Raw genomic sequence first — 26937 nt, 5'->3', positions numbered from 1 at the left:
GGCTGTGTCAGTTCAACAACAGCGTCCATGTCACAAGACAGAAGTCAATTACGATGAATTCTACGTAGAACCAGCCCTTGAGACCGAACTCCTTCGTGTCTATCTTGATAGCAGGATAGATAACACGCTGCGCATAATATGCCAGTACAGCAATGATAACCAATGCCGCATACCAGGGAGTTTCAGTGCCTGCACCGAACCTGTAGAAGGCACCAAATCCTGCGATCATACCAATGAATGCAGCGATGGCGGTCTTGACTATACCCTCTACATGGGCTGCCTTACGTTCCTCAGGTGTCTTTTCCTTGATAATCTTAGGCTTTGAGACGACAGGAGCGTCAGACTGATCTGCATTATCCTTTGTGCCACCTGACTTCTTTTTGCTTTCTTTTTTCAATTGGCTTCTTCTCCTGGGATAAATATGATTGGGTGTTATAAACATCAGAACCTATATAAACGTTTATTCCTGAAGCACAAAAATCGTCGAAAATTACATATTTACAAATTATAGGGTGTCATTGCCAAGAATGTTGTCAACATCCTCAAGGCAAACGGCTCCTCTCCCAATACTGTTCAGGTGAGATGCAAATTTACCGGGGCGATCTCCACCCGGATGATATACCAGAGTCATTTCAGGATCGATCCTTTCGACCATATCCACAAGTCCGTTCGCGTCCAGATGATCACTTATCTGGAGGGAGGGATAATAATAGTCCTGCCTGCCAGTCATCACATATTTGGCCATGTTACGGGGCAGCTTACCCAGGTCCCACGGAGGCACGATGCAAACAACATCTTCATCAAACTCGCCCAATCCCACAAGCTCCCCGGGTTCGTCCAGAAGCCTGTTTGAAAGCATCAGGGATTTTTCTTCCATGGCAATAGGACCATCATGGCCGATCTCACGCAAAAGCTCCACCGCTCGCTGTGCCTTACCAAAAGCGTATGCTCCAAAGGCAACCTGGGGACCGGAATCCAGAGCACTCCTGAAGCCCTCAAGGTCATCCTCGAAGTGACATGACGGGTCGGAATGGTCTCCGTAATTTGCCTCGGTGATCAGCAGATCACATTTTGGCAATGCGGAAGGGTCCTTCACATCCCCTGTGACAAGTATGCGTGTTCCGACATCATTTACCCAGTAAAATGCAACTGCTCCTGCAGTATGCCCTGTGGGATATGTCCGTACAGTTGTGCCATTGACCTCTATGGACCCGCACATGTCAACAACCTTGCCTTTGAACTTACGATCGTGCCGGATCTCAAGCGCTACTGCAGTCTTATCAGTACAGACCGAAAGCTCAGAGAGCATGGCAGATTTCCCGTGGTGATCAGAATGAGCATGAGTTATAAGATAAGCATCCGGTTGAGGCTGTTTTTTCGGGACACGTGTGGAATCAACTGAAAAAGTACAAACCTTCCCATCTTCTGACCTGAACCTTACGGCAAGATGGGGCTTGAAAGTTCCTCGCGAATTCTTCTGGCGGCATGCCAGAACACCCATATCTATCAGCCTGTCCAAGTGATACCTCAGTTTACCGGATATGTATCAAGGTATTTACATGTTGTCAGAATGAAGAACTTAAAAAGAATAAAATAAGGGAAAAGAGGGAATGAATATGTGGAGGAAAAGGAAAAGCTCAGAAGAGCTGGTTAAGCTCTGAGCGAAGTACATCGGCACTTGTCACACCGGTGAAACGCTTGACCTCAGCACCATCCTTCTCAATGATAAGAGTTGGAACTGCACTGATACCGTATTTGCCTGCAAGGGCATTGTTCTGATCGACATCCACCATCTTGAATTCTACCTTGTCGCCCATCTCGCCTTCGAGCTCTTCAAGGATCGGTTTCTGCATCTGGCAAGGTCCGCACCATGTTGCGGTAAAGTCCAATACTACTACATTGCTCATTGATAATCACCTTTGGTTTTGTAAAAGTAAAAAGGGTATTGTATGCTTCACACAAAACCATGTTGTTATTCTATAAATAATTTTGGTCTACGGCAACAAATAAAGAGAATATTAATTAATACCCCATATGAAAGAATTAATACCAAGCGACTTATTTCTGCTTGATATTGCTGTAATACATACACTCCTCAGGAGTGAAAATAGGCATTTCTTCCGAACCCTTGACCATCTTCACAGGTGCTCCACGTATCAGGACGCACGGAATACATTCATCTGCTTCACCCATCAACAGCTGGGAAGCGGAGACCAGATTGTCCGCGACCGCCTTGCGTGTGATGTTAAGGGGTTTTCCGAACAGGTCTTTTGAGCCTCTTGCATCTTCCACAGGAACGATGCCTGATGTCCCCAGTGCCATACCCACGCACCCAAGGCGCAAGGGCTGCGTACGGCTGTCCCCGACTATCACTCCGAGATGGCAGCAGCAGAACTCCTCCATACCGGCACGGATCCTGGCTGCACTCTTCTGTGCGTTCTCAGGCAGAAGGACAACATATCCCTCTGGGGCATTGGAGCCATCGATACCTGCATTCGGGGAAAGGGTTCCCTTTGTGATAGTAAGAGCTGCTCCCGGAACGCCACCGATGATATCATCGCATTCACACAGGACAAGTTCCATTTCCCGGGAATCCACACAATACTTGCCTGCAAGTTCCTCTGCCTCTTTGCTAGGAATGACCGTAGAAAGGTCGACCATTCTTCCTTCTGCTGTGGCTACCGCAGACTCTGCCAGCACCAGCACATCCCCGTCTCGCAGGAAGATCTCATTTTCGTTGAGTGATCCACATAGCATATTCACAATGTCATCGCCGGGCTTGATCAGGGGAGTGCGTACACCAATGATCTGCATAGAAGGAAGGTCAAAGCTCAATTCATACACCGCCGGATAAATAATCGGACATTATCTTGATAGCGCAGTATTCACCGCACATGGAACAGGGACCTGTCTGCGGGCACATTCCCTTTGGCTTATCAGGGTCAAGTGCAAGCTCCATCTGCCCGTCCCAGTCGAACTTCGCACGCCTGTCAGCAAGGAGCTTGTCCCTCTCGTCCAGACCGTATTTCATTGAATCACCAATGTGCGCTGCGATTCTGAAAGCAATGAGCCCTTCCCTGACCTGTTCAGGTGTTGGAAGAGAAAGATGTTCAGCAGGAGTGATGTAGCAAAGATAATCTGCACCGTTGCCGCTGGCGATACTTGCACCCACGGCACCGGAGATGTGGTCATATCCCATACCGACATCAGTTGGCAGTGGACCTGCCACGAAAAGCGGGAATTCGGAAAGGGAGCGGTGCGCTTTGATGTGCTCAGGAATGTCATTTGCCTGCACATGGCCGCCCATGCCTTCGATTATTACCTGTACACCTGCTTCATTTGCCTGCTTTGCAAGCTTTGCATTTGTCTTGATCTCCATCATCTGCGGACTGTCACAAAGGTCATGAACACAACCACTTCGCATGGTGTTCCCCAGGGAGAGGACAACATCGTTCTTTTTCAATATTGAAAGAACCTCATCGAAGTTCTCAAGATACGGGTTCTCGCAGCCATCCTTGAGCATCAGCACACTGGTAAAGGAACCGCCCTTTGAGACCATTCCCATGATACGGCCTGTGCCTTTTAATTTCTCAAGCATCTGCTTTTCCACACAATGGACAACAACAGAGCTTACCCCTTCATCCACCTGCTTTTTGAGATAGGAGAGCACGTCATCCCCCGTAACATCCTTCATGCCGCATTCCACCACGGCCTGATAGACAGGCACAGTGGTAATTGGAAGGGTAGTGTTGTCAAAGACCATCTTCCTGATGGCAGAGATGTCGCCACCCATTGAAAGGTCTGTGATGGTATCTGCACCATATTTCTCTGCGATCTTTACCTTTTCCAGCTCTGCTTCGGGATCAATGCTTGCTGAAGATGTTCCGAGGTTAACGTTGATCTTCGTGGTCGCCCCTTTGCCGATCGCAACAGGCGGACAGCCTTCGCGAACCATCACAACAAGACTTCCATCAGCAACCCGTGCCAGTACAGTTTCCTCATCAATGGACTCAACTTTGGCCACATGTTCCATTTCCGGAGTCAGCGTGCCGTTCTTTGCGTATTCTACCTGTGTGGATCTCATGTTATTCTACTCTTAAATGTCGTTTTTGTAAATTAATTATAAATTCAGTATAAATTATTGTAAAGCGGTAATTCCTGCCATCTCAAGCAGTTTCTGAGTATTGGAATTGCCACCGATAGGCATCAGGTGGACTCCCCTGCACATCTTCCGGAGCTCTCGGATACTTTCAGCAGATATCTCAAGCCCTTCCTGAACAGGGTATTCGGCATCCTCCATGCGGGATATCATCTCATCACCAACCCTTATTCCGGGAATATTGGCATTCATGAAACGTGCCATTCCTGCTGAACGCAGCGGGATGATCCCTGCTATTACCGGCACATCCGGGTGAGAGAACGAATCCATGAACTCGACAAAACCTTCCACATCATAGACCGCCTGTGTCTGTATGAACTGTGCACCTGAATCGATCTTCTTCTGAAGTTTTATCATCTGCATCCTGCGTGCTGCATCCGTATTGGAGACCGCACCCACAGTAAATGATGGAGCACCTGCAAGCTCATTGCCTGCCATGTCATATCCATCCATCATTTTAGTAATAACTGAGAGAAGCTGTACAGAATCAAGATCATACACCGGCTTTGCGCCCGCATGGTCGCCTTTGGTAGGATAATCCCCTGTCATCACGCAAAGATTACTGATACCAAGGGCCGATGCCGCCAAGATGTCGGACTGCAATGCCAGACGGTTGCGATCACGGCAGGTGAACTGCACTATCACCTCATGACCGGCATCCATCAATAATTTACCTACGGCTACCGGGCTCATGCGCATTACCGCACGCTGGTTGTCAGTGATATTGATAGCATCCACCCATCCCCTGATAAGGTCTGCATCCTCAAGTACCGCTGAGATATCGGTGCCCTTCGGAGGTGCCACCTCTGCGGTCACAATGAAGCGGTCTGAATTGAGCGCATCGTTGAAAGTTGATAGCATCGTGGGGTAAATATGTAGGTTTGGTTTTTAAATGCATCGCGACAGTGGGGAAGGTCAGGGTTCAACTATTCCTTTTGATGAACTCATGAATGATCGCGGAGAGAAGGACAAGAACTATAACTGTCCAGAAAAGGAGTGGACTGGACTCATCTTTAGTCCACGAAAGATAAAAGTTATAGAAAGCAACAACAATTGCAATGATGGCAATAATGCGTGAAAGTTTGTTCATTGTTTTCAGGTCCATACAATTCTCCATGAGTGAAATAGATGATTTTTCTTTTGTCCATAAATCCAATTATATTTTTTCGTTCCATACTGTCACAAAACCCATCACTTTCTACTCCTTGCCGATAACAACAGTCCGATAATGAGCATTATTGAGGTAAAGCCCGGTGTTTGCTTGTTTGTCCCGGGTTCTTCCTGTGTTGTTTCATTGACTATGATCACAAGATTTCCATCTTCGTCGAAATGGGCTTCATCCCTAACTTTCTTAGCTTCCTCTTCCATCAAACCAGCCATCTTTGCCATGAAAGCATAATCAGTAACCATTATATCATCTGGATATCGATCCCAGACATCAATAAGTTTGTTCTTATACTCTACCTTCTCCTCATCAGAAAGATCCATGCCATCAATATAGTTTAGATAGACAACCCTGCTATCATTATTTGTTCCAGCATAAGCTAAGGCACTACCACCTCCCGGCATAGCTCTTACCACAGCAGGCAAGTTCTTTTGCAACTCAAGATAATCTTCCATTTCCTGGACAGCATCTTCCCCCAATCTCTCTTTGGTTTCTTCAAGTCTTAGTTGGGCAGCATCCTCAACAAAAGTCTCATTCTCACTAGCTGCTGCGCTTGCAGATGATGTAAGACACATTACCAACATAATCGCAATTAGCACTCCAATTAGCTTATTCATTTTCTATCACTTCCTTGTCTTTCAAATCACTATAAAACACATCCAAGTTTGCTTTCTTTCAATTTTATAAGCTTCAATCCTTGAAACCCTAAACTTTACAATCCCACCAATTTTTGCCTTAAATCATTGTATTTTCCCTGTTTAGCTCTGTTACTTCAACCGGATCAATCCAGTTTCTCCAGAATTTTCTCCATGAAAAACGCCAAAACAAGAACACAGACAACTAATTTGATTCCTCGGGGAGATTTCGGCCATATCATATCCATATTATAGAGTTTTTCTTCAGAAGGTGATGGAAATTCCTTGTATGTTTCAGGGAAGACCTGCTTAATGTATTCGCCATATGTAATGTCGGTACCATACAACTTATTTGCAATCTCGAGCCTATCCTCATCCATTGTATAACTTTCAGATGAGAACTGGCCTGAGCCATTGGAAATGAGTTCATCGTCAGCAGTTGTAATTGCTTCTGCATTTTCCAGCTCCAGAACTTCATTGTTGTACCATATTTCTGCCTTTTCATGGATCTTTAATACGGACCTTTCGTCACCCGCAATTCCCACATAGTGACTTGTTATCCCTTCATCATCAATTCTAAAACAGTACGCTACAATGCGTCCTCCTTCCGGAACCTGAGGTACTGAATACATTATAGAACCATATGAAGCTCCGTTCTCCGACGTATTCACATGATAGCTATTGATCACATCGTCCCTTGCTTCATTTAGTTCTATTAGCGAAATCGGATCTGAAAAATTGCGTACCATATACACATATTCTGTGCCTTCATGTGAACGCACAATACAATCATCCGGTGCTTCATCGGGTAGTTGAAAATCCCACGTAGCATTGCCAAAAACTTCCATTACTTCGTCCGGTGTCAGGACCCTTCCTGGCAACTGCCCTTCAACAGACTCATTGCTTTGTTCTGCATTTTCTTCAACTGCCAATCCGGACCCGATCATGCCGATAACTAACAGTAATCCCAGAAATAGCTTTAGTTTCATGCAATATCCTCTTGAACCCATTGATCCGGAAACAAAGACGTAGCCATAGGAGTAAACAGTAAAACCTGAGATTATACCCTGATATGCGGATTGGCTGTTCTGTCAAGAATTCTCAAATATCACAACGTCTTTACAATGTCGTATTCTGTTCTAAGTGCCAAGCAGTATAAATATTTTATATCCATTTCATCAAATTGTTCTTTATTGGTACCTTTGCGTTAATCCCCAATTTTTACATTCTTTTCAACTTTAGTTAGCAAAAAAGCATGCTCAAACAAGAATGGGGCATCCTGAGAATAGCATTACATGTCCATAAGATGTGCAATTCAGAATAGACCCAGGATGAGCCATGAATCTTCTGCAACCCATGTTTTGATGGTGATAAATTTATCAACTACAATATGTGGTTCTCGTTCGGATTTAGAACATATGAACAGACCTTTACTTTCCCACTTAACTGAATTATAAAATTCTCCAAAAGTCTTGCCACTTTGTGAGTGCTCTTTATTTTCAGTAACCGACAACAGTGTGCAATTTGTAAGTACCTCTGAATTTCCCACAACAAGCACATTGTCGGAACTATCAATGAAAAACAGTCCTTCAATGTAAACATCTTTATTCTTGTCCCCTTTGCAACCAATCTGGTCTTCCCAGCTTTCATGGGATATCTCAAGAGCACTTACAGTGAGAGAGGAGGATTTATCTGGATCGGGCAAGAGAATTTCAAGTTCATATAATTCTATTACTGTGCTCTCCATTAGATTTCCTGTAGCAGAAAATTCTCTTGAGCCAACTGGTTTCATCTCAAGGGCATTTATTTCCAGAACATTGGCTCTGTCATCAGCGATTATTTCAGTAATATTCCCCTCAGATTCGATAAGTATAATATTTGCTGCTCCAAACTCGCTTAAACCGATCACATTTTGAGGATCAATACGAAGGGATGTGGAATCAATGACTGAATCGATATAGCCACTTGAAGCAGAGTAGCTACTCAAAGGAACCGGATATTTATGAAAAGATGTATTAAATAATTCTGAAAACTTGAACTCATTGCTTGAGTGATAAGGTTCTGCAGGCAAAGTGACTAAAGCTGATATTAGACTGATGACCAGGATCAGGCTTATTGTTATGAATATTAATTTTTTAGAAGATAGCTCATACATTTTATCAGAACCTGGATCTTATCCAAACATTCTTTCCCAAAGCAAGATCAAATTGACCTTAAATCGAATTTTAATTCACTTATCATTTGACCTTGAACTTAACAGATGGTCCAGTATCAACGTAATGTTAGAGAATGCCAGACCTTCCTTTCTCCTGTACCAGACCATGAATGAAACGTGGACAAACGTTACAAAGAAAGCCAGAATGAAAATTGATAAAGCGCTGATTGAAATAACTCCGGCTTCATCGAGCACACAAATCCCCAAAAAAGAGAGAGGGAGTACTGCTACTGAGCGCCACAATTCTTCTTTCAGGATGTAATCGATATGGAAACCTCCATGCACAGGGACTTCAGTTATTCCTTCAAGACTGGCTGAGCCCATTAACTCTTTACAATTTGTTACTCTTTTTGATATTGAGTACATTATAAATATTTTATGGTTATTTTGTCGAACTTAAACAAAATAACTGAATTAAACAATATCATAAATTCCTGAGGATTTCGATTAAACCTAGAATTTGAGCACTTGTTTATAATCCATAAATTAAGCGAATGTAGGTTTATCGGAATCCTCTTTAATAGAGTAGCGTTGTGTTTTTTAATAAATCTACTCTTCTGGTTTTTTTAGACTATTGCCCTGTATTTTGACCATATAGTAATACAGTATTGCACCTATAAAATTCAAGAAAACTAAGGCGATTAGCCAGATCAATTTCTCATGTTCTCCTGTGCGAGGAAAATTTTCTGTGCTTCGTTGAAGGCAATCAAATAACATGAAAAGCCAAAAAACAATAGCTATTGCAGCTATACCCCATAATAGTTGACCCATATAAAATGCTGTTGTGATTATTGTTACAACTATAATTCCGATGAGTACCCATTCGATTGTGTTCTTGTTCAAATTTACACCCTCACATCATTCATAAATATGTTTGTTTCCATCTCTGTCTTAGTTACATTTACCAATACCTTTGGAGACAGGTATAAATAGCCCGTATCCAAAAATCCGTATTTGCCAGTCGGTTCGGCTTCATAAGGATCGATTACTACAGCTACTTGAAAAAGCTCCTCTCCAACTTGTTCGAAGGGTTGTGTTTCTAATGTAAAAACAATATAACTATCTTTTTCCAACGTCAGATGGTGAATTGTAGATGAATTTTCTCCAAAATAACTTGGCTTCTGCGTGTAATTAACTAAGTTAAATATCAAAAAATCATGTGATTCATTTTTATAATTTGCTAGAAAAACATAGCTTTTAAGAGAATCTCCTTTTCTAATATATGACTTGTTCCAAACCTCATTTCTTTTGAAAGGATAGGACTCTGATATTGCCATAGCAATTGTACCTGGAACTTTTAATTTTTCAATTTCTAGGATCTCCGGTTGACTTTCATCCATCGAAATTGATGATATATTTTTCAAACTTTTATCAGCATATGCTGTTTCATAACCGTAAATACTGGTCCCATTAAGAAGACTTTCTTTAGCTGAAGTAGTATTCAGATTTACTTTCGATTGTTCATTTGCAAAACAACCATATAAACAAATAGTAATTACAAAAAAAATAAAAAAAGGAAGAATGGCTAATTCCTTTTTACTCATTTACTCTACACCTTCCTTTTTCATTCATTATTAATTGGCTTTATGTCGTAATAGATGCTGTCGAGTCGAGATAATAATTCACTCCATCTATTCTATACATTCCATGTCCTTGATTTTGATATGTTGTTTGCCAGAAATAGTAATCAGTTAATGTTCCAGATGCAACTACTGAATCATCATTGTAGCGACCTACTGGTCCATAGTTGGCAGTAAGTGTTGGACCTAAGAGTGTCCCAGATGCCTGAATATAATCAATGTTTTCAGATGCTGTTGCAGTAGAATCACCATTAAGATTATACCAGTAACTTCCAGATGATTTAACTCCAGTGATGGTGACATCTAAATCATAAGTAACTCCTGATCTTGTAGATGATTTATCTGAAAACATTACGAAGCCAGAGGCAGTACTTTTGTCGGTAATTAATGATTCTGCATTCTTTAGCTCTAAATCATTCTGGGAAATCTCATTTGCACTAGCAGCGGATACAGACAACACGCTCACAAGCAAGAGAGCCATGAGTAGTGACCAAATTCTAATTCCTTTACTTTTCATTTTATTTACCTCATTCAATTTACTCCAGAGGCACAAGCAAGTTTTAAATATGTCAAAACCAACAATGCAATGCCTCAGGGCTCGTGGAGTTCAAATACACATGAAACCGATTATTTGAACTCCATCAAACATCTTTTTGATGTCTTATTTTCCTGAGTTGACTTTGTATAAATATAATCTGTCCATATCATCCAACTGTTCCTTTTCAGTTGGATGATATGGACACAAAACTTATATCCTGTTTTTTTACAAGATGAATTGTAAAATTTCGGAGGATATAGATGATCAGAAAAATTGGATTACTACTAATGGTAATGCTTATAACGGTATCTTTTGCCGCAGCTACCGCCAGTCAGGACAACGGATATACCATCGTTCCTGTCAAGTCAGACATTACGATTACACCAAGATGGGTAACTACCACTATAACACAGGGAGAAACAAACTGGCATGGTGTACCGATCAGTTCCTACACAACTGCTTTATATGTTGATCTGAATTGGGGCGATACAAGCGATTCGCTCAGGTTAAAAGTGCACACTCCGAGTGGCCAGTTAATCGGAACATACTATGACAGTTCCGATGGTGTCATCGATGGAAGAATTAAATTTGCGATAAGAAATTCAGATGGAATTGACATCGGAACATGGCATCATGAGGTTTATGGTTATAGTGTTTCAGGTACAGAAGATTATTATATCTGAAAATTATTACCAGTGTTATGAAAAATTTATGGATTCTATTATTACTGTTCATACTCGTTTGCAGTTCCGCTTTAGCCACTGCAAGCGAGTATGAAATTATTTTAGATCCTGATCCTGACATGGACATGTATAAAGGTGGCGCCACCACCACTCTGACTTTCTGGGAAATCCCGTTATCCCTTCAAATAGCCTATATCTCCGGGTTATTGGGTGCCTCGCTAGCTGTTTACAAGTTCCTGCCTTTATTGCTCGGAAGAGTAAAAGAAAACTGCAAAAATCAAAATCGGGATGGAATTCTCGAATTTATAACAGCTAATCCTGGAACTACAATATCCGACATTGAAAGACAACTCAAATTGAACAGAGGTACTATCAAATACCATTTGAAAATGCTTCAGATTTACAACAAAGTAAAATGTGTAAGGAAAGGAAGAGTGGTAATGATTTTTAAGAATTCTTATAAACACTCCGACACAGAACAAAAAATTGCATTCTTCCTTCGAAATGATACAAGAAAATTCATTTTGATTTCCATTCTTCGTGAACCGGGAATAACAAATCAGGACCTAACTCAGAAATTTTGTCTGGACAAAAGTACTGTGCACTGGCATATTAGTGACATGAACAATGAAGGACTTGTAGATATTAAAAACGATGGGAAATACAAAAGATGCTTTATTAGTCCGACAATAAAGGCAGATGTGGAAAGAGTTATATCGGAATCCGAACCTGCCATTTTAGCTAGTTAATCAGCAGATCGGGATTTCAGAATATAATCCAGTATCAAAGAACTGGAAGGTGGTGCCAGCCCTTCCTTTCTCCTGTACCAGACTAAAAATAAAATACTTACTTCACCAGCCTATCCTTCGCATCCCGGACCTCGTCCAGCAGATCCAGCCTTCCGATCCTCTCAAGACGTTCGTAGATAAGTTCCCAGGCACAATCCTTCTCAGGATCAACTTCGCACTTGCCATCCATGGAACCACCGCAGGGACCATTGAGCAGTTCCTTGGGACACTGGGCTGTGGGACAGACGCCACCGAACTGGGCGATGGTGCACTGGCCGCACATGGCGCATAAATGGTGTATGACCTTATCCCCTGTCATAGCACCCAGGGATTCGGTGTTATTTGCAGGATAAACATCCACGTCCACAAAACGTGCGATGTTGGAAGTACCACTTCCACATGCCATGACAAGCACCGCATCGGCATCCTTTATTTTAGGTGCAAGTTCCTCAAGATATTCAAGTGAGCGGACACTACATGCTGCCTTTGCAACGATTCCACCGATCACGTTCACTCCGGCGTCCTTAAGGTTAGATGCCATTTCCTCGACCTCAGGTTCTCCTCCAACATGCTGTTTGGCGGCGCATACGCTGCAGCCTACGATAAAGACGGACTCCTTGTCCGAAAGCATGTCAAGGATCTCGCTAAAGGGTTTGGAAGATGAGATTATCATGGTTTCCTCAGATCTTACTCATATAGGAGTATTCAATATCAGATTCCTGTTTCAGTGCTTCTTTGATCATCTTTGATATCAGCGGAAGGTTCCTTGCCTGGCATTCAAGCTTATCGGCAAGTTTCCTGACCTGGAGCAATGTGCCCATTACGATGACATCGGTCTTCTCGGTCTCATGGGAAACAGCATCACGTTCAAGCGCGGCATCCCCGCCACGTGCCAGGATCTCCTGCTTTATGATCAGGGCCTCGGTGGTGGTGATGTTGCTGATGCGTAGAACACGGTTCACTGTCTTACCTTTCATGATAATGGAACCCGTACCGGTAACACCGATGTTTCGCATTGCAAGAGCTGCATCGTCGGGATTTGCGATGTCCAGCACACTGACCTCGAAGCCGTCCTCCTCCACTATCGGCTGCCTGCTGCGTATGGCGCCTGCGATATGTACCACATCAAGTGTCTCTGCCACGTCATGAGTACGAATGATATGTGCCCCCTTCTGGACAACGATCGCTGCTGCTGCCAGACTGCCGTACAGGCGCTCGGTTGCAGGCTTGTTAAGCAGATCCCCGATGAACGATTTGCGAGAGATGGCTGCAAGAAGTGGTTTTTCGAACACTTTCAGACGATCGAACTGGTCGATGGTCTCAAGGTCGTACATAGGAAGTTTTTCCGGCACCCATTTGCCGATGGCAGGGTCCAGGATAAGCTGGTCAGTATCAATTCCACGCTCTTCGGAACGAACAAGGATGTCGTCAAGGGAACGCATGATGGCATCCATTCCCAGCGGATCGCCGGGAAGCTTTCCCGCTGCCATTACAACTGCCGGACAGCCGTGGTCTGCAACCACATCCAGCATACCGCCATCTGTTGCAAAACCTGCAACATCATTGACAACGTCAGCACCTTTTTCCAGCGCCTTCTCCGCAATGTCCGAGAACACAGTGTCCACTGAGATCACAGCATCCAGGTTGTCCTTCAGAAGTTCAAGTGCAGGTAAAAGACGGTCACATTCTTCCTGTTTAGTAATAGGATCGGCCAGCGGCCAGGTGGATCTTGCACCAAGGTCGATGATGGTGGCTCCATCGTCGATCATCTTTTGGGCAACATCAAGAACGGAATCCGTATCCACCACAGATCCCTTGTAAAAAGATTCACGGCTTAAGTTTATAACACCCATTAAGCGTACGGGGTGATCATCGCCTATTTTCAAGCCACATATGTCAACGTCAACAACCATTGTATAACCAGTGATTATGAGTTTTTATCGATTATATATAATACGATTGAAAAGAAAAAGTGGAGACTGCCTTTAAGCAGTCTTCTGTGCTGCCATCAGGACATGCTGCATGAGTATGGAAATGGTCACAGGACCAACTCCGCCTGGAACCGGGGTAACCAGAGCAGCTTTCTTGATGACGTTCTCAAAGTCAACGTCTCCGTAGACCTTACCGTTCTCTTCTGTGATACCAACATCAAAGATCACAGCGCCTTCCTTCACCATGTCTTCCTTGATTAGATGCTTCACACCCGTGGCAACCACAAGGATGTCTGCTTCTTTCGTGAACTTAGAGGTATCCTCAGTAAATACATGGCACACAGAAACAGTGGCGTTCCTGTTCACAAGCATTGCAGCCATTGGCTTTCCGACCACATTGCTGTGACCTACAATCACTGCATGTTTACCCTGTATGTCAATATTGTATTCCTCAAGTGCACGGATGACACCCTTTGGAGTGCATGGAACAAGTTCCTCGATACCGATGAGAAGCTGACCCATATTGAAGGGGTGGAAACCGTCCGCATCCTTTGCAGGGTCAATGGCGTTCATTGCTTCCTGCTCATTGAGATGTCCGGGAAGCGGAAGCTGCAGGAGAATACCATGGATATCCTCCCTTGCGTTCAGTGTACTGATAAGGTCAAGAAGTTCTTCCTGGGTCGTGGACTCAGGAAGCGGGTGATCCTCTGCATAAACGCCTACGCGGTCACATGCTTTGTGTTTTAACCTCACATACATCTTTGATGCAGGGTCATCGCCTACAAGAATGGTAGCCAGTCCGGGAGTGATTCCTTTTTCACTCTTGAGCTTCTCAACTCCTTCCTTAACTTCAGCTTCCACTTTCTTTGCAACAGCTCTTCCATCAATGATCTTGTTCTGGTCCTCGTCAGACATTGCAGTTCACCTTCTTATTTGTTTATTTCAAGTGCTCGTAGATCGGGAAACGGCTGCAGAGTTCCTGTGCATCCGCATTGACTGCTTCAAGAACTTTATCATTGTCCTTGTTGTTGAGGATGGTCTCGAAGAAGTCAGCGATCTCGATCATCTCAGGTTCCTTCATTCCACGGGTTGTTGAAGCAGGGGTTCCTGCTCTAAGTCCGCTTGTAATGAATGGACCTCTGGTCTCGAATGGGATGGTGTTCTTGTTGATCACAATACCTGCCTTGCTCATGACAACCTCTGCATCCTTTCCGGTGATGTCGTACTTGTTGAGGTTGAGGAGCATGAGGTGGTTGTCAGTACCTTCGGAGACGATATCAAAGCCTCTTTCCTGAAGTGCTGCACAAAGTGCCTTTGCATTCTTAATTGTCTGTTCCTGGTCCTTCTTGAAAGCCTCGCTCTGTGCTTCCTTGAATGCAACTGCCTTTGCAGCGATGATGTGCATAAGGGGGCCGCCCTGGATTCCCGGGAAAACTGCCTTGTCGACACCTTTTGCATACTCTTCCTTGCACATTACCATTCCACCCCTTGGACCACGGAGGGTCTTGTGTGTGGTGGTGGTCACAAAGTCAGCATGTGGGAATGGGTTTGGATGAACACCGGCAGCGATGAGACCTGCAATGTGTGCGACATCTGCAAGCAGGTATGCCCCAACAGCATCTGCAATTTCCCTGAAGCGCTTGAAATCAATGGTTCGGGAGTATGCGGAAGCTCCTACAACGATCATCTGTGGCTTCTCTTCCTTTGCCATCTCCATGAGTGCATCGTAGTCAAGCATCTCGTTCTCTTTGGAAACACCATATGGCACGATGTTGTAGAGCTGGCCGGAGAAGCTCACAGGACTTCCGTGGGAGAGGTGACCTCCATGGGAAAGATCCATTGACATGATCTTGTCGCCTGGCTTAAGCACAGAGAAGTAAACTGCCATATTTGCGCCTGAGCCGGAATGTGGCTGGACGTTCACATGTTCTGCATTAAAGATCTCCTTTGCTCTCTCGATAGCAAGGGTCTCTGCAATATCAACAAATTCACAACCACCATAATAGCGCTTTCCGGAATAACCTTCTGCGTACTTGTTGGTCATAATGCAGCCCTGTGCTTCCATGACCGCACGGCTTGTGTAGTTCTCTGAAGCAATAAGGTTCAGCTTGTAATCCTGGCGCTCTGCCTCCAATTCCAATGCATTGGCAATTTCTGGGTCGATATCTGAGATATAAGACATAGTTTATCGTTCCTTTGATAGCTATCGTTTTAAATTGATCAATTGATTATAAGATAGATACGATCCTACCATCCACCTTCAATCTGTCCTCTGCGAACAGTTTTACGGCCTCTGGATAGATCTTATGCTCCTGTTCCAGGATGCGGTCTGCAAGAGTGTCCTCGGTGTCCCCCTCAAGCACGGGAACACATCTCTGGAGAATTATTGGTCCGGTATCCATACCCTCATCGACGAAATGCACTGTGCAGCCGGCAACCTTGACACCGTAATCAAATGCCTGCTTCTGTGCATGCAGTCCCATGAAGGATGGTAAAAGTGCGGGATGGATGTTCATCATACGGTTCTTATAAGCTTCTATTACATCCCTGCCAATGATACGCATGTATCCTGCAAGGAGAACCAGCTGTATATCATATTTTGCAAGCTTCCTAAGAACCTCTTCCTCATAGCCCTTCTTTCCGCCAAATGCCGAAGGATCCACGAATACCGCATCAATACCGTTATCTTTAGCTCTCTCAAGTGCATAGGCATCCCCTTTATCACTGACAACCACTTTGATGGCAGCATCCGGAATATAGCCATTTTCAATGTTATCAATAATGGACTGCAGGTTCGAACCGCGTCCAGAGACAAGAACTGCAATATTGAGAGTCATTGCTCACCCATACGAGATTGCTATATATTAGAGTTTTGGGATTATATAAGCAGAAATACCCGGATCACGTTTTTCCAGAAAAAAAACTAAAAAGCAACTTATGGAATAAAAGTGCGTCCGATCAGTTTTCCTTTCTGTGCCTTGCCCTCTCATTAATAAGGGTTTCAAGGTCGTCTGCATCGGATAATGAATTAAGTTCATCCCTCTCAATAAGAACTGTGTTCTCCACGGACTCATACCTGCTCTTACCTTCCACAATGAAAACAGATTGTGTCTGGATAACATCCGATATACTGCTCATGAGGTGGGCTCGCTTTAGCATTGCATTGCTGTACTCGCTAACACCTGTGAGGAAAGTACTGGAATAATCCTTGGACACTGCCTTGAATGGGGCCTGGTTCGTTGAAAGGACATCATAGCCCAGTGTATAGATAAGGTTCAGGATATTGTCATTTGGAGGAGTAGCCCTCTCAGGTTCTTCTTCCTTGACACTTGCAGGTTCCAGTTCTTTTTCAAAGCTGCGCAAGATATCAATGGACTTTGCAAGTGCAACATCAAGTATCTCCTCAAGATGCAATACAATGTCAATTGAAGCATCCATTTGCCCTTCTTCATATTTACTGATGGTACGCCGGGATACTCCAAGCTCGGAAGCAAGCGCTCCCAGTGACATAGAGATGTCCATTCTTGCATTCTTCAGCACATCACCGTCGATGGACACATACAGCCCACCGGGTGCTGCGGATACGAGAGGGGGAACACTCTCCACAAAATAGTCATAAAGCGTCTGGACATTCAACGCAGGTATATCGTATCTCATATACACTACGCTATCCTCAAGCATCTGGTCACGTGTCTTTGCACCCACAAGTATCGGATAACCACCAAGATACTCTGCCAGAGCTATCATCTCCCGGGCAGTCTCTTCGTTCAGACCGTCAATGTTGTATAAGACCTTACAGAATAGGAGCGTATTATCCTGACGTGCAGCGAGATCGAAGCTCCGAGGCCTGATATTACATCGATTTGAAACCGTGAAATCAGCGCGTTCCAATACTTCAATGATCTGATGTATCAGAATATCCTTTGTCATTGCGATAAATGATTGATTGCACATCTATATAAAGGTATTTGTTAGTATATAAACGAACACGGAACAAGAGAACATGATCATAGCTATAGATGATACCGATTCCAGAGAGGGAATGTGCACTACGTACCTGTGTGCAATGCTAATGGATGAGCTGAAAGAGTACGGTGATATCATAGACAGCCCGATACTCATACGCCTCAATCCGACAATACCCTACAAGACTCGTGGAAATGCATCTACAGCCTTTGAAATTGACACCAGGGAACCGGAAAAGGTCATGGAACATGTTATCTCAAGAGTGGAAGAGCTGGCAGAACTTCAAAGCGATATGACAAACCCGGGAATCGTGTTCATCCCCGAAGGAAAACAGGAAAGGGTAAAGGAAGCACTCGGGAACTTTTTCATGCAGGCTGTACGGGAGGTACTGGAAATAGAGGATGCAAAGAACCTTATTTCAGAACTTGGCCTTCCATCAAAGGGATTGAAGAATGGAAGGGGGCTTATCGGTGCCCTTGCTGCCTGCGGTGCCATGCTAAATCTTGGCTGGGATCACACTTACGAGTACCTTGCATACAGGGAAAAGAATGCATGGGGAACACCAAGGGAAGTTGATGAGGAGAGTGTAAGGAAAGCAGACTTGGAAACATATCCGGACACATGGGATACTGTGGACTTTGCAAACGACCTTGTGGTCTGTATCCCGCATGCAGGAGACCCTGTGCTTTTCGGCATCCGTGGTAACAGCATCGATGTGGTCACAAGAACCTCACAGATGATAAGCTCCGAACCTGTGGAACGACACATGGTATACCGGACAGACCAGGGGACAGACCTGCACCTTATACCTGTAGAAAAGATTTCGGACATCAGGGACCTCCACTCCTACACCATCGAAGTTACGGTGGCAACCGATCCGGAGACCATCAGAGGAGGACATACAATATTCTCCATCCGGGACGATTCAGGAGACGAGATGGACTGTGCTGCTTATGAGCCTACCAAGAACTTCAGGGAACTTGCCCGTAAGTTCATCCCGGGAGACAGGATTGTCTTCTCAGGTAGTGTCAAGAACAATACACTGAACATCGAAAAATTAAAGATAATATCCCTTGCAGAAAAATATAAATCCGTTAACCCTTCGTGCCCGGAATGTGGCAAGAATATGAAATCCGCAGGCAAAGGGCAGGGTTATCGTTGCAGGAAGTGTGGAACATCTGCGGATTCAGCTGAACGTGTAGAAGTGAAAAGAGACCTTGAAACAGGAACATATGAGGTCCCCCCATGCGCACGCAGGCATCTTGCAATGCCCCTTGTACGCTGTGTGAAAGAAAAAAAGGAAGAAGAAGGGAAGATATTCCCATCAAGATGATATTTCAGTCTTCCCGAAGCTCATCGAGATCAGCTATAGGAGGGGTTGTCCTTTTATGCATATTGAGCCTTAAGCGCTTCATCAGTGAAGTTATGTCTTTCATGGGAACTCCAAGTCTTGCACTCACACGTTCCTGACCTTCACCTGCAAGGATCGGTTCAAGGACCTTGTCGATTGTCTCGTAGGGAACACCAAGGTCTTCCTCATCGGTCTGGCCTTCCCACAATCCTGCAGAAGGTGCCTTGTTGAGTATGCTTTCAGGCAGATCAAGCATTTCTGACATTTCCCTGACCTCGGTTTTGTAAAGGTCACCAATGGGTTCAAGGTCAACACCGCCATCGCCGTATTTTGTGAAGTATCCCAGAAGGATCTCGGTCTTGTTGCCGGTACCCATGACGACACTGCCAAGCATATTGGCATAGTAGTAAAGTACAGACATCCTGATCCTTGCTTTCAGGTTACCATCAACAGGAGCTGTGGCTTCAGAAATGTCAGGCATCGTATCCTTGTAAGTAGCAAGGATGTCAGAGATATTAACGATCTTGAAGTCGATACCCAGCCTTTCTGCAACCTCTTTTGCATCATTTACTTCGGATCCGGGAGTAGCGTTCTCCGGCATATGGATGCCCAGTACATTCTCAGCACCCAGCGCTTCAACAGCAAGGTATGCCACCAGTGCTGAATCGATGCCACCGCTGATGCCTACAACAGCTCCGGAGATGCCTGCTTCACCCAGCTTTGTCCCGATAAAATCCACAATAATGTCCTTCGCATTTTCAATGTCCATGCTATCAAGTTCCATTTGATGATATAATAGGAGCACTATTATGGCTAGCCCCATATTAAGATTTCACGTTCAAATACAATGTATGTAACATAACCTTTAATACAGTAGTCACAGAAATTGTTATTAATATATTGTAGGTGCTATAATGAATCTGATGAGATCGGAGATACTGGGACTTGATAAGATCCTGAAGGGTGGATTCCCAAAACCTTCTGCCATACTTATCGCAGGTCCGGCCGGATCTGGAAAGACCACAATTGCAATGCAGTCTATTTTTACTGCTTCCGAGAAAAAGGAAGTATGCATGTATGTCACATCATTGAACGAACCTATTGCAATGGTCAACAACTTCATGTCAAAGCTCAGTTTTTACAATATATCCCTGCTGTCCACCGGCAATATGAACTACATACCTATCGGCACTGAGACACTTGACAAAGGCATCTATTCGTTCATGTGGAACCTCGAGGAATCCATCGAAAAGATAAAGCCGGATCGAATTGTCATTGACCCGATAACAGCTATTGGAAGCACACTTGACAAGGAAGCAAAACGCAGGTTCTATTATGATCTGTTCCTGCGCATGAAAAAATGGGATGCTCTGGTAATTGCCACCGGAGAGTTCACAGAAGAAGAACTTATGACAAGCGACCTTAGCCATGTTTCCGATGGTGTCATTTACCTCTCGGATGATGAAGTTAACAAACGCCGGGTGCGCCACCTTGAGATACTTAAGCTGAGAGGGCAGGGGTACAGGACCGGCAAACATCCATTTACAATAACAGATGAAGGCGTGATACTCCACAATCAGGAACTGCCTGAACCCGATATACCATATTCGACCACCCGCGTCTCAACAGGACTTTCCGGGCTTGACAGTATGACAGAAGGAGGGGTTTTCGAAGGTTCCACAATGCTCATATCCGGTAGCTGTGGCACCGGTAAAACAACCATCGGAACCCAGTTCATTGCAGAGGGAGCAAACGCCGGTGAAAAAGGCATGATCGTTTCCTTTGTCGAATCCGATAAACAGACGATCAACAATGCAAGGTCTATAGGACATGATATTAGTGGCCATATTTCCTCCGGACTCGTCAATGTCCTTTACACCAAGCCTTCAGACCTTGAAGCAGGAGAACATGCCATCAAACTCCGGTCAATGATAAAGGAAATGGATATAAAACGCATTTTTGTGGACGATATCCATGTTTTCAGCGACCTTATGACTCCTTTTGATGCGAAGGACCATATCAAGCTCCTTGCAGACATCTTCAGGTCCAACGGTATCACATCAATGTTTGCACAAATAACTGATATGAACGAAACGATACGGGATTTCAATGACTATGGAATGGATTCATCTGTCCTCCTTTCCCTTAGAGAAGAAGAAGGACATACCGAAAAGACGATCTCCGTTATCAAAATGCGTGGAAGTGCACACGATACCGGCATCCGGCAATTCGAGGTCAGAAGTTCCGGAATCGACATCATATTGCCATCCTCCCAGTGAAGGGAAGGATGCATAGTTATAAGCCTGATGAGAAATATCAAAATATGAACACAGGCTTGGACTAAACAAATATGACATTCTATATTACAGACTCCGCAGTTTTTATCTATGGTTATGATGGCAACCCTTCAGAATTCATAACAGTACCTACTGTCAGGAATGAGATGAAGAGTCAGGAAGCCCTTATGCGATTTGAGATCGCCTGTGAGACAGGTACCCGGGTGGAACAGCCTGACCCTGACATCAGGAAAAAGGTGGTTTCGCTTGCCAAAGAGACGCGTGACGTCGAGGAGCTTTCGGATACAGACATCGATATCCTCGCAAAGGCATTTGAATACAAAGAGGACTCTATCCTGCTAACAGATGATTATGCTGTACAGAACGTCGCATCAGTTCTTGGTATTGAATTCAAGCCAATTGCACAGAAGAAGATACGTGATGTCCTTGTATGGGGAAAGAAGTGCACTGCATGCAGGCGTAAGTTCGATGAAGGTGAGGAATGCCCTGTTTGTGGGTCACCATTGAAAAAGGTCAGGAAAAGAAAACTATAACCGTAGATATGACCTATAACAAGGTGAAAGAAAGAGAATACAATATTTCTAATTGAGATTTAAGCTGGGATAATATGAACAATATAGAAGAAATGATCCAGAAAGCAGTTGAATTGCAAGCTAACGGCCTTGTCACAGGCCAGATAGCAAACGAGCTCAACGTATCCCGGGAAACCGTCACATGGCTTTTGACACGTTCAAAGAAGGACGTCGTTGCTCCTGCACCAAAGGACATCTCCGTGAACTGGAGCAGCATCGGACAGAGTTCTTTCAGGCTCAAATGTGTATCACAGGCACTCTGTGATATGGTTGCAGAGTCACTTGAGAAGACCGATCAGTTAGCTGACGTCGTGATAGGGATCGGGCTTAGCGGAATACCTATCGCTACAATAATGTCAGAAGAACTCGGACTTGAATTCGGTATTTTCCACGACTATGATGACCAGAAAGAAAAGAGTCGTCAGAGAGGCATCTTTAGCAGGAACTTCGCCGATGTAAGAGGAAAGAACTGCATAATCGTAGATGATGTTGTCTCATCGGGTGCTACTATCACAGACGTGGTGGAACAACTTCGCGAAGTAGATGCAAATCCTGTCGCCATAGCTGTAATTCTGGACAAGATGAACTCAGATTCAATAGCCAATGTACCAATGAGCTCACTGGTACGTATCACACGTGTGGACTGAAAGGGGAATATCCCCTTTTGATCCTTTAGAAAAACGTTTTTTAGATTTTTTTAAATAATTAATGAGGGAGAGGTTTCACTCCACTCCCACAGAACCGATCTTTTCCACCAGTTTGGAAAGCACCTCAGAACGCATCCCTTCTACGAACTTGATACTTCCAACCACAAGGTGTCCGCCACCGTTAACACCGGCACCCACGATCTCCTCATGAAGCTCGCGTACCATCTGTGGGATGTTCATAAGAACACCTTTTGAGCGGATCACAGCAAAATCAGGGCCGTATCCGATAGTGATGACCGGACGTCCTTCAAGTTTCTGGCACATGCGGTCATGCACTTCACCTGAGGTCTTGCCTGGTGCAGGGAAAGTGAACTTATGTGCATAGTTCTCAACATCCAGGACGTTTAGGACTGCACCGTTTGGCAGGTCCTGGGATTTGACGTTAGGCATGCATGCGGTCAACTGCTCATCGATCATGGTATTTGCCTGTTCACAGAGCAAGTTCACGATCTTCTTATGCCTGGTCTTATCACCAAGATCCATGAGGTCATCCACAATGCCTTTTCCACTACTGAATTTGAGCCAGTATGCTTCAAAGTCAAGTGCCAGTGCAATGTCCTTGAGGTCTTTCTGAGAATATTTATCAGCAACCAGTTGCTTATAAGCCTCTGCTTCACCTGCTTCGGAGCGGTCCCCTGTCGCAGCAATTGCAGGCAGGTGCTTGATCTCATCCGTCACATCAGGATTGATCATACGTGCAACTTCTGTTGCAAGCATTCCCGCGGTCATTCCGAAATCCCCGCCAACGTGTGCAGGGTTCACATGACCGAGAAGGTACTGGTCAACGATCTCATCCGGATGATGGTGATCTACGACAACCATGTCTATGCCATAGACCTGTGCCTGCCTCATGGCTGGTACATCCTCTTCTGTGGAACCATTGTCCACCATGACAACCAGTGGAAGTTTCTGCCCATGTCTGGCAGCATCTTCGAGTGCATAGGATATATCCTTGGTAACATCCGGCATTTCGTAGAATGGTGCTTTGGATGGTGCACGCTTGTAATAATGATATTCTGCATCAGGTCCGTTTATCTCCCTGATCATCGGAAGGATAGCCCTCTCGATGGCTACTGCTGCGGTCATTCCGTCGGCATCAGCATGATGGCGAAGAAGGATAGGTTTTGACCTCATTATAGCCTTCTTGATCTCCTTGGTCACCTGGCGCATTGCAGGCCTGAGCTTTTCAAGTATCTCGCTTTCTACAAGGAATTCGATCTCTGAAGGTTCCGCTCTTTTGTCAAGCACTTCATCGATCCGCTTTTTGACAGCTTCCTCCTTTGCACCGGTGAGACGTTTCATGCTCTTGACCTCTACCTGAAGCCTGTCAGCACGGGATGTTACTTCCCCTGTACCGGTTATTATCATATCGGCATCGATCTCCGGATAGGCACGCTCTCCTGCTCGCTCAAAGGCGGCACAGGAAATGAGACCTTCCTCATCAGATATTGTAAATATAGTAGGGCCACCAGTCTGTTTGACCTGTATGACCTCACCCTCTACCTTGATAAGTTTACCAATGAACTTATCGAGCTCTATAGACTTCCTGATAGGTATTTCCTTTTCAACTTCCACGATGTTGAAATCCTTGACCTGCCTTGGGATCAGGTCCATCTTGCCATCACGACGAACTTCCTTAACTTCAACGACAACAGTAGCTCCTGCCTCAAGAGGAGTACTAAGATTGCTCGAGTGTATCAGACCGCGAAGGTTGGAATTCAGATCTACGAAAACACCGAAGTTCGCAAGGTTGTTCACAGTAGCACGGTACATCTTCCCGACTTCAAGCTCATCCTGATTGCAGGAATTGTCCAGCACATGAACGATATCCACCTTACCACAGGTACTGCAAGCTTCCTTTCCATTGATAGGACCATCAATGGATTTTCCACATATATCACATTTATAGAAGGCACCTTTGCCATTGCATGCCGTGCATGTTTTTCTTACTTCAATTTCCCCGCTTCCACCGCATTTCGGGCAAACTGAACCATCTTTCAAAAAACTGTTCACGTCCTTTTGTGAAAGGCTCATGAGGTTAACAGACTTTGATTTTCCCGCGCCTTTACATTCAGGACATTTCTCAGTGGAGAGAACTTCATATCCTTTTCCTCCACATTCAGTACACTCTTCTCTCATTGTATCAAGTCTTAATTGTTTATGTTAGATTTAATGTCTTTGCTTATACGAAGACTGCCACAAGCAATAGTTTTTTATGATAACTTCTTCCATATAAATTGGGGGAGGTTACCATGATAGAAGAATACATAATACCTATACTTGTAATTGGAGTTATCATCTTAACTCAAGCGCTCAAAATGGTCAAAGAATACGAGCGAGTCGTTATTTTTAGATTGGGACGACTTAGCGGAGTAAAGGGACCAGGACTTTTCCTTATCATCCCTATCATCGATACAGTGATGAAGGTTGATCTGCGAGTTGTAACTATTGACGTTCCAAAACAGGCAGTCATCACAAAAGATAATGTTACTGTGGCTGTTGATGCTGTTATTTACTATAAGGTCCTCAAACCTGATGCTGCAATCACAGAGGTCGAGAACTTCAAGTTCGCAACATCCATGCTTTCCCAGACAACCCTCAGGGATGTTATCGGGCAGATTGAACTTGACCAGCTCCTATCAGAACGTGAGACCATCAATAAGGACATACAGGAGTTGCTCGATATTTCCACAGACCCATGGGGAATCAAGGTCACGGGAGTCACTCTGAGAGATGTGAGCATCGATGATACCATGCTTCGTGCAATTGCAAAGCAGGCAGAAGCCGAAAGGGAAAAGCGTTCACGCATAATTCTTGCGGAGGGTGAGTTCATGGCTGCACAAAAGATGAAAGATGCTGCACAGCTCTACCAGGACATACCTGTAGCTCTCAAACTAAGGGAACTGCAGACCATTGCCGAAGTTGCACGTGAAAAGAACCTCATAGTAGTAACAAGTTCAACGGAGATCGGAGAGATCGCTGCACTTTCCACCGCATTCGGTAAGAAATAAAACCTTAAGAAGGTGATAAAATGTTGAAAAAGCCATCACCTCTTATTCCTTTTTTATTTTTAGCATTGATATTATTATTGCTGAGCCCTGCCTGTGCTTCCGCAGAAGATAAAGTTCTAGTACTGGAACTATCCGATTCGATCACACCGGTATCTGATGACCTTGTAGTTGATGCACTTTTGGTAGCAGAACAGGAAGGATATGAAGCACTTGTTATAACCCTCAACACCCCTGGAGGCGGGGTCGATGAAACCCTAAGGATCATTGAAGCCATAGACCAGTCAGAGATCCCGGTGATAGGCTATGTTTACCCCGGCGGAACAAAAGCGTGGTCTGCAGGAACACTGATCCTTCTTGGAACTGATGTTGCTGCAATGGCACCCTTTACGGTCATTGGTTCTGCACAGCCGGTCACTGTTTCCACAGGAGGGGTCGAACCTGTGGAAGATGACAAGATAGTGAACGCCCTTGTGGCACTTGCAAAAGAGAAGGCAAATCAGCACGGACGTAATGAGACCGCGGCTGAGAAGTTCATTACCGAGAACCTCAACCTCAATGCCGAGGAAGCACTGGAAACAGGAGTCATCGAATATGTTGCCACAGATGTTGAAGACCTACTTGAACAGGTGGATGGGGAGACAATAAAGGGTAAGGAGCTGAACACCAGCGGTGCTACCATTGATACATATGTTCCAAACCTCAGGCTGAGCTTTATGAATATAATCTCAGATCCTGTGATATCATCACTACTGATAATGCTTGGAATATACGGTATCGTTATCGGAATTTCAAACCCTGGAGCAGGAGCTGAGATCTTTGGTGTCGTAGCTATCTCGCTGGGACTTATAGGAACAGGTTTTGATGTGAATATCGCAGCAATATTCCTGATAATCCTGGGGGTGATACTATTCGTTCTCGAATTGCAGGCGCCGGGAGTTGGTATATTCGGAATATCGGGACTGATATGTTTGATAGCAGGAAGTATTTTCCTGGTACCCACAGATTTCCCGCGCTGGTATACACCTGCAGACGTTCAGCAGACAATGATCATTGCGATCGTTACACCTACGATAGTAATGGGATTGCTGTTCGTGTTCGTATTTTACAAAGTGCTGGAGGTCAGACATCGAAAACCGGTTATCGGTGAAGAGCCAACAGGGGACCTTGCCGAAGCCATCGATAAGTTCGATGCCGACTCGGAAGGATTTGTAAGATACAAGGGTGAATACTGGAAAGCAAGATCAGAAGACGACCTGGAAGAAGGTGATACTGTAATGATCACCGACAAAAAAGGACCGCTCCTCTTTGTGAAAAAGAGTGAGTGATAAAAGGAAGTGTT

Annotated in this window: 30 protein-coding genes; 8 read left to right on the top strand and 22 right to left on the bottom strand. The window is 44.5% G+C overall.

All coding sequences use genetic code 11. The features are described 5' to 3' along the window. Positions 1-7: 7 nt before the first annotated feature. From J7W08_RS10475 to J7W08_RS10410, 14 genes are all read right to left on the bottom strand, one after another. Positions 8-397, bottom strand: coding sequence for an EMC6-like membrane protein (locus tag J7W08_RS10475; RefSeq protein WP_233084400.1), 390 nt, complete (start codon positions 395-397; stop codon positions 8-10). 108 nt (positions 398-505) lie between these two features. Beyond that, positions 506-1501 carry an MBL fold metallo-hydrolase gene (locus J7W08_RS10470; protein ID WP_233085767.1) on the bottom strand — a complete coding sequence of 332 codons (996 nt, stop codon included), beginning with the start codon at positions 1499-1501 and terminating at the stop codon, positions 506-508. Positions 1502-1637: 136 nt separating this feature from the next. Continuing rightward, a complete protein-coding gene (locus J7W08_RS10465) occupies positions 1638-1907 on the bottom strand; it encodes a thioredoxin family protein (RefSeq protein ID WP_233084399.1) in 270 nt (89 codons plus the stop codon). A gap of 151 nt (positions 1908-2058) precedes the next feature. Next, complete coding sequence (cofE, locus tag J7W08_RS10460; protein WP_233084398.1) at positions 2059-2835, bottom strand: coenzyme F420-0:L-glutamate ligase; 777 nt, start codon at positions 2833-2835, stop codon at positions 2059-2061. Between the two features lies 1 nt (position 2836). Then, a complete protein-coding gene (thiC, locus tag J7W08_RS10455) occupies positions 2837-4084 on the bottom strand; it encodes a phosphomethylpyrimidine synthase ThiC (protein WP_233084397.1) in 1248 nt (415 codons plus the stop codon). Between the two features lie 54 nt (positions 4085-4138). Further along, on the bottom strand, positions 4139-5020 hold the full coding sequence (locus J7W08_RS10450) for a methylenetetrahydrofolate reductase (protein ID WP_233084396.1): 882 nt from the start codon (positions 5018-5020) through the stop codon (positions 4139-4141). Positions 5021-5081: 61 nt separating this feature from the next. Next, complete coding sequence (locus tag J7W08_RS10445; protein ID WP_233084395.1) at positions 5082-5264, bottom strand: hypothetical protein; 183 nt, start codon at positions 5262-5264, stop codon at positions 5082-5084. An 86-nt stretch (positions 5265-5350) separates the two neighbouring features. Beyond that, positions 5351-5908, bottom strand: a complete 558-nt coding sequence (locus J7W08_RS10440) for a hypothetical protein (protein WP_233084394.1) — start codon at positions 5906-5908, stop codon at positions 5351-5353. Between the two features lie 197 nt (positions 5909-6105). Then, positions 6106-6948 (bottom strand): hypothetical protein, encoded by an 843-nt coding sequence (locus J7W08_RS10435; RefSeq protein WP_233084393.1) that lies wholly within the window; start codon positions 6946-6948, stop codon positions 6106-6108. 326 nt (positions 6949-7274) lie between these two features. Continuing rightward, the gene (locus J7W08_RS10430; RefSeq protein WP_233084392.1) at positions 7275-8114 is read right to left on the bottom strand and encodes a hypothetical protein; all 840 of its coding nucleotides are present in this window, start codon (positions 8112-8114) and stop codon (positions 7275-7277) included. 75 nt (positions 8115-8189) lie between these two features. Beyond that, positions 8190-8498: a hypothetical protein gene (locus J7W08_RS10425; protein WP_233084391.1), complete on the bottom strand. Its 309-nt coding sequence runs from the start codon at positions 8496-8498 to the stop codon at positions 8190-8192. A 225-nt stretch (positions 8499-8723) separates the two neighbouring features. Continuing rightward, positions 8724-8945 (bottom strand): PLD nuclease N-terminal domain-containing protein, encoded by a 222-nt coding sequence (locus tag J7W08_RS10420; protein ID WP_259370140.1) that lies wholly within the window; start codon positions 8943-8945, stop codon positions 8724-8726. 74 nt (positions 8946-9019) lie between these two features. Beyond that, positions 9020-9718 (bottom strand): hypothetical protein, encoded by a 699-nt coding sequence (locus tag J7W08_RS10415; protein ID WP_233084390.1) that lies wholly within the window; start codon positions 9716-9718, stop codon positions 9020-9022. 40 nt (positions 9719-9758) lie between these two features. Beyond that, the gene (locus J7W08_RS10410; protein WP_233084389.1) at positions 9759-10271 is read right to left on the bottom strand and encodes a hypothetical protein; all 513 of its coding nucleotides are present in this window, start codon (positions 10269-10271) and stop codon (positions 9759-9761) included. A gap of 281 nt (positions 10272-10552) precedes the next feature. On the opposite strand from J7W08_RS10410, the gene J7W08_RS10405 reads away from it, so the two are divergent. Then, positions 10553-10975, top strand: coding sequence for a peptidase domain-containing protein (locus tag J7W08_RS10405; protein WP_233084388.1), 423 nt, complete (start codon positions 10553-10555; stop codon positions 10973-10975). A 17-nt stretch (positions 10976-10992) separates the two neighbouring features. Further along, positions 10993-11724, top strand: a complete 732-nt coding sequence (locus tag J7W08_RS10400) for a winged helix-turn-helix transcriptional regulator (RefSeq protein ID WP_233084387.1) — start codon at positions 10993-10995, stop codon at positions 11722-11724. Positions 11725-11821: 97 nt separating this feature from the next. On the opposite strand, the gene J7W08_RS10395 is transcribed toward J7W08_RS10400, so the two are convergent. The 6 genes from J7W08_RS10395 to J7W08_RS10370 form a co-directional block, all read right to left on the bottom strand. Further along, positions 11822-12436, bottom strand: a complete 615-nt coding sequence (locus J7W08_RS10395; RefSeq protein ID WP_233084386.1) for a methylenetetrahydrofolate reductase C-terminal domain-containing protein — start codon at positions 12434-12436, stop codon at positions 11822-11824. Positions 12437-12443: 7 nt separating this feature from the next. After that, positions 12444-13676: a dihydropteroate synthase gene (gene folP / locus J7W08_RS10390; protein WP_233084385.1), complete on the bottom strand. Its 1233-nt coding sequence runs from the start codon at positions 13674-13676 to the stop codon at positions 12444-12446. A 72-nt stretch (positions 13677-13748) separates the two neighbouring features. Continuing rightward, positions 13749-14609, bottom strand: coding sequence for a bifunctional methylenetetrahydrofolate dehydrogenase/methenyltetrahydrofolate cyclohydrolase (locus J7W08_RS10385; RefSeq protein ID WP_233084384.1), 861 nt, complete (start codon positions 14607-14609; stop codon positions 13749-13751). Between the two features lie 22 nt (positions 14610-14631). Next, positions 14632-15876, bottom strand: a complete 1245-nt coding sequence (gene glyA, locus J7W08_RS10380; RefSeq protein ID WP_233084383.1) for a serine hydroxymethyltransferase — start codon at positions 15874-15876, stop codon at positions 14632-14634. 46 nt (positions 15877-15922) lie between these two features. After that, positions 15923-16531, bottom strand: a complete 609-nt coding sequence (gene purN, locus J7W08_RS10375) for a phosphoribosylglycinamide formyltransferase (RefSeq protein ID WP_233084382.1) — start codon at positions 16529-16531, stop codon at positions 15923-15925. A gap of 121 nt (positions 16532-16652) precedes the next feature. Then, entirely contained in the window at positions 16653-17624 is a 972-nt protein-coding gene (locus J7W08_RS10370) for a transcriptional regulator (protein ID WP_233084381.1), read from the bottom strand. A 73-nt stretch (positions 17625-17697) separates the two neighbouring features. On the opposite strand from J7W08_RS10370, the gene J7W08_RS10365 reads away from it, so the two are divergent. Then, entirely contained in the window at positions 17698-18993 is a 1296-nt protein-coding gene (locus J7W08_RS10365; RefSeq protein WP_233084380.1) for a tRNA(Ile)(2)-agmatinylcytidine synthase, read from the top strand. 4 nt (positions 18994-18997) lie between these two features. On the opposite strand, the gene J7W08_RS10360 is transcribed toward J7W08_RS10365, so the two are convergent. Further along, positions 18998-19795 carry an NAD+ synthase gene (locus tag J7W08_RS10360; RefSeq protein WP_259370106.1) on the bottom strand — a complete coding sequence of 266 codons (798 nt, stop codon included), beginning with the start codon at positions 19793-19795 and terminating at the stop codon, positions 18998-19000. Positions 19796-19925: 130 nt separating this feature from the next. On the opposite strand from J7W08_RS10360, the gene J7W08_RS10355 reads away from it, so the two are divergent. The 3 genes from J7W08_RS10355 to J7W08_RS10345 all read left to right on the top strand — a co-directional run bounded on the left by J7W08_RS10355 (position 19926) and on the right by J7W08_RS10345 (position 22527). After that, positions 19926-21290, top strand: coding sequence for an ATPase domain-containing protein (locus J7W08_RS10355; protein ID WP_233084379.1), 1365 nt, complete (start codon positions 19926-19928; stop codon positions 21288-21290). A gap of 71 nt (positions 21291-21361) precedes the next feature. After that, the gene (locus J7W08_RS10350; protein WP_048193408.1) at positions 21362-21841 is read left to right on the top strand and encodes an NOB1 family endonuclease; all 480 of its coding nucleotides are present in this window, start codon (positions 21362-21364) and stop codon (positions 21839-21841) included. Positions 21842-21915: 74 nt separating this feature from the next. Next, complete coding sequence (locus J7W08_RS10345; protein ID WP_048193407.1) at positions 21916-22527, top strand: orotate phosphoribosyltransferase-like protein; 612 nt, start codon at positions 21916-21918, stop codon at positions 22525-22527. A 75-nt stretch (positions 22528-22602) separates the two neighbouring features. Here the strand turns inward: J7W08_RS10345 and J7W08_RS10340 are convergent, their stop codons facing one another. Next, positions 22603-24726, bottom strand: a complete 2124-nt coding sequence (locus tag J7W08_RS10340; protein WP_233084378.1) for a DHH family phosphoesterase — start codon at positions 24724-24726, stop codon at positions 22603-22605. A gap of 113 nt (positions 24727-24839) precedes the next feature. On the opposite strand from J7W08_RS10340, the gene J7W08_RS10335 reads away from it, so the two are divergent. Together J7W08_RS10335 and J7W08_RS10330 are read left to right on the top strand one after the other, a co-directional pair. Next, complete coding sequence (locus J7W08_RS10335) at positions 24840-25598, top strand: slipin family protein (protein WP_233084377.1); 759 nt, start codon at positions 24840-24842, stop codon at positions 25596-25598. A gap of 20 nt (positions 25599-25618) precedes the next feature. After that, positions 25619-26923, top strand: a complete 1305-nt coding sequence (locus tag J7W08_RS10330; protein WP_233084376.1) for an NfeD family protein — start codon at positions 25619-25621, stop codon at positions 26921-26923. The last annotated feature ends 14 nt before the right edge of the window (positions 26924-26937 follow it).

The sequence above is a fragment of the Methanococcoides orientis genome (assembly GCF_021184045.1).
In the GTDB taxonomy this organism is placed as follows: domain Archaea; phylum Halobacteriota; class Methanosarcinia; order Methanosarcinales; family Methanosarcinaceae; genus Methanococcoides; species Methanococcoides orientis.
This window is presented reverse-complemented; position numbering and strand designations above follow the sequence as displayed.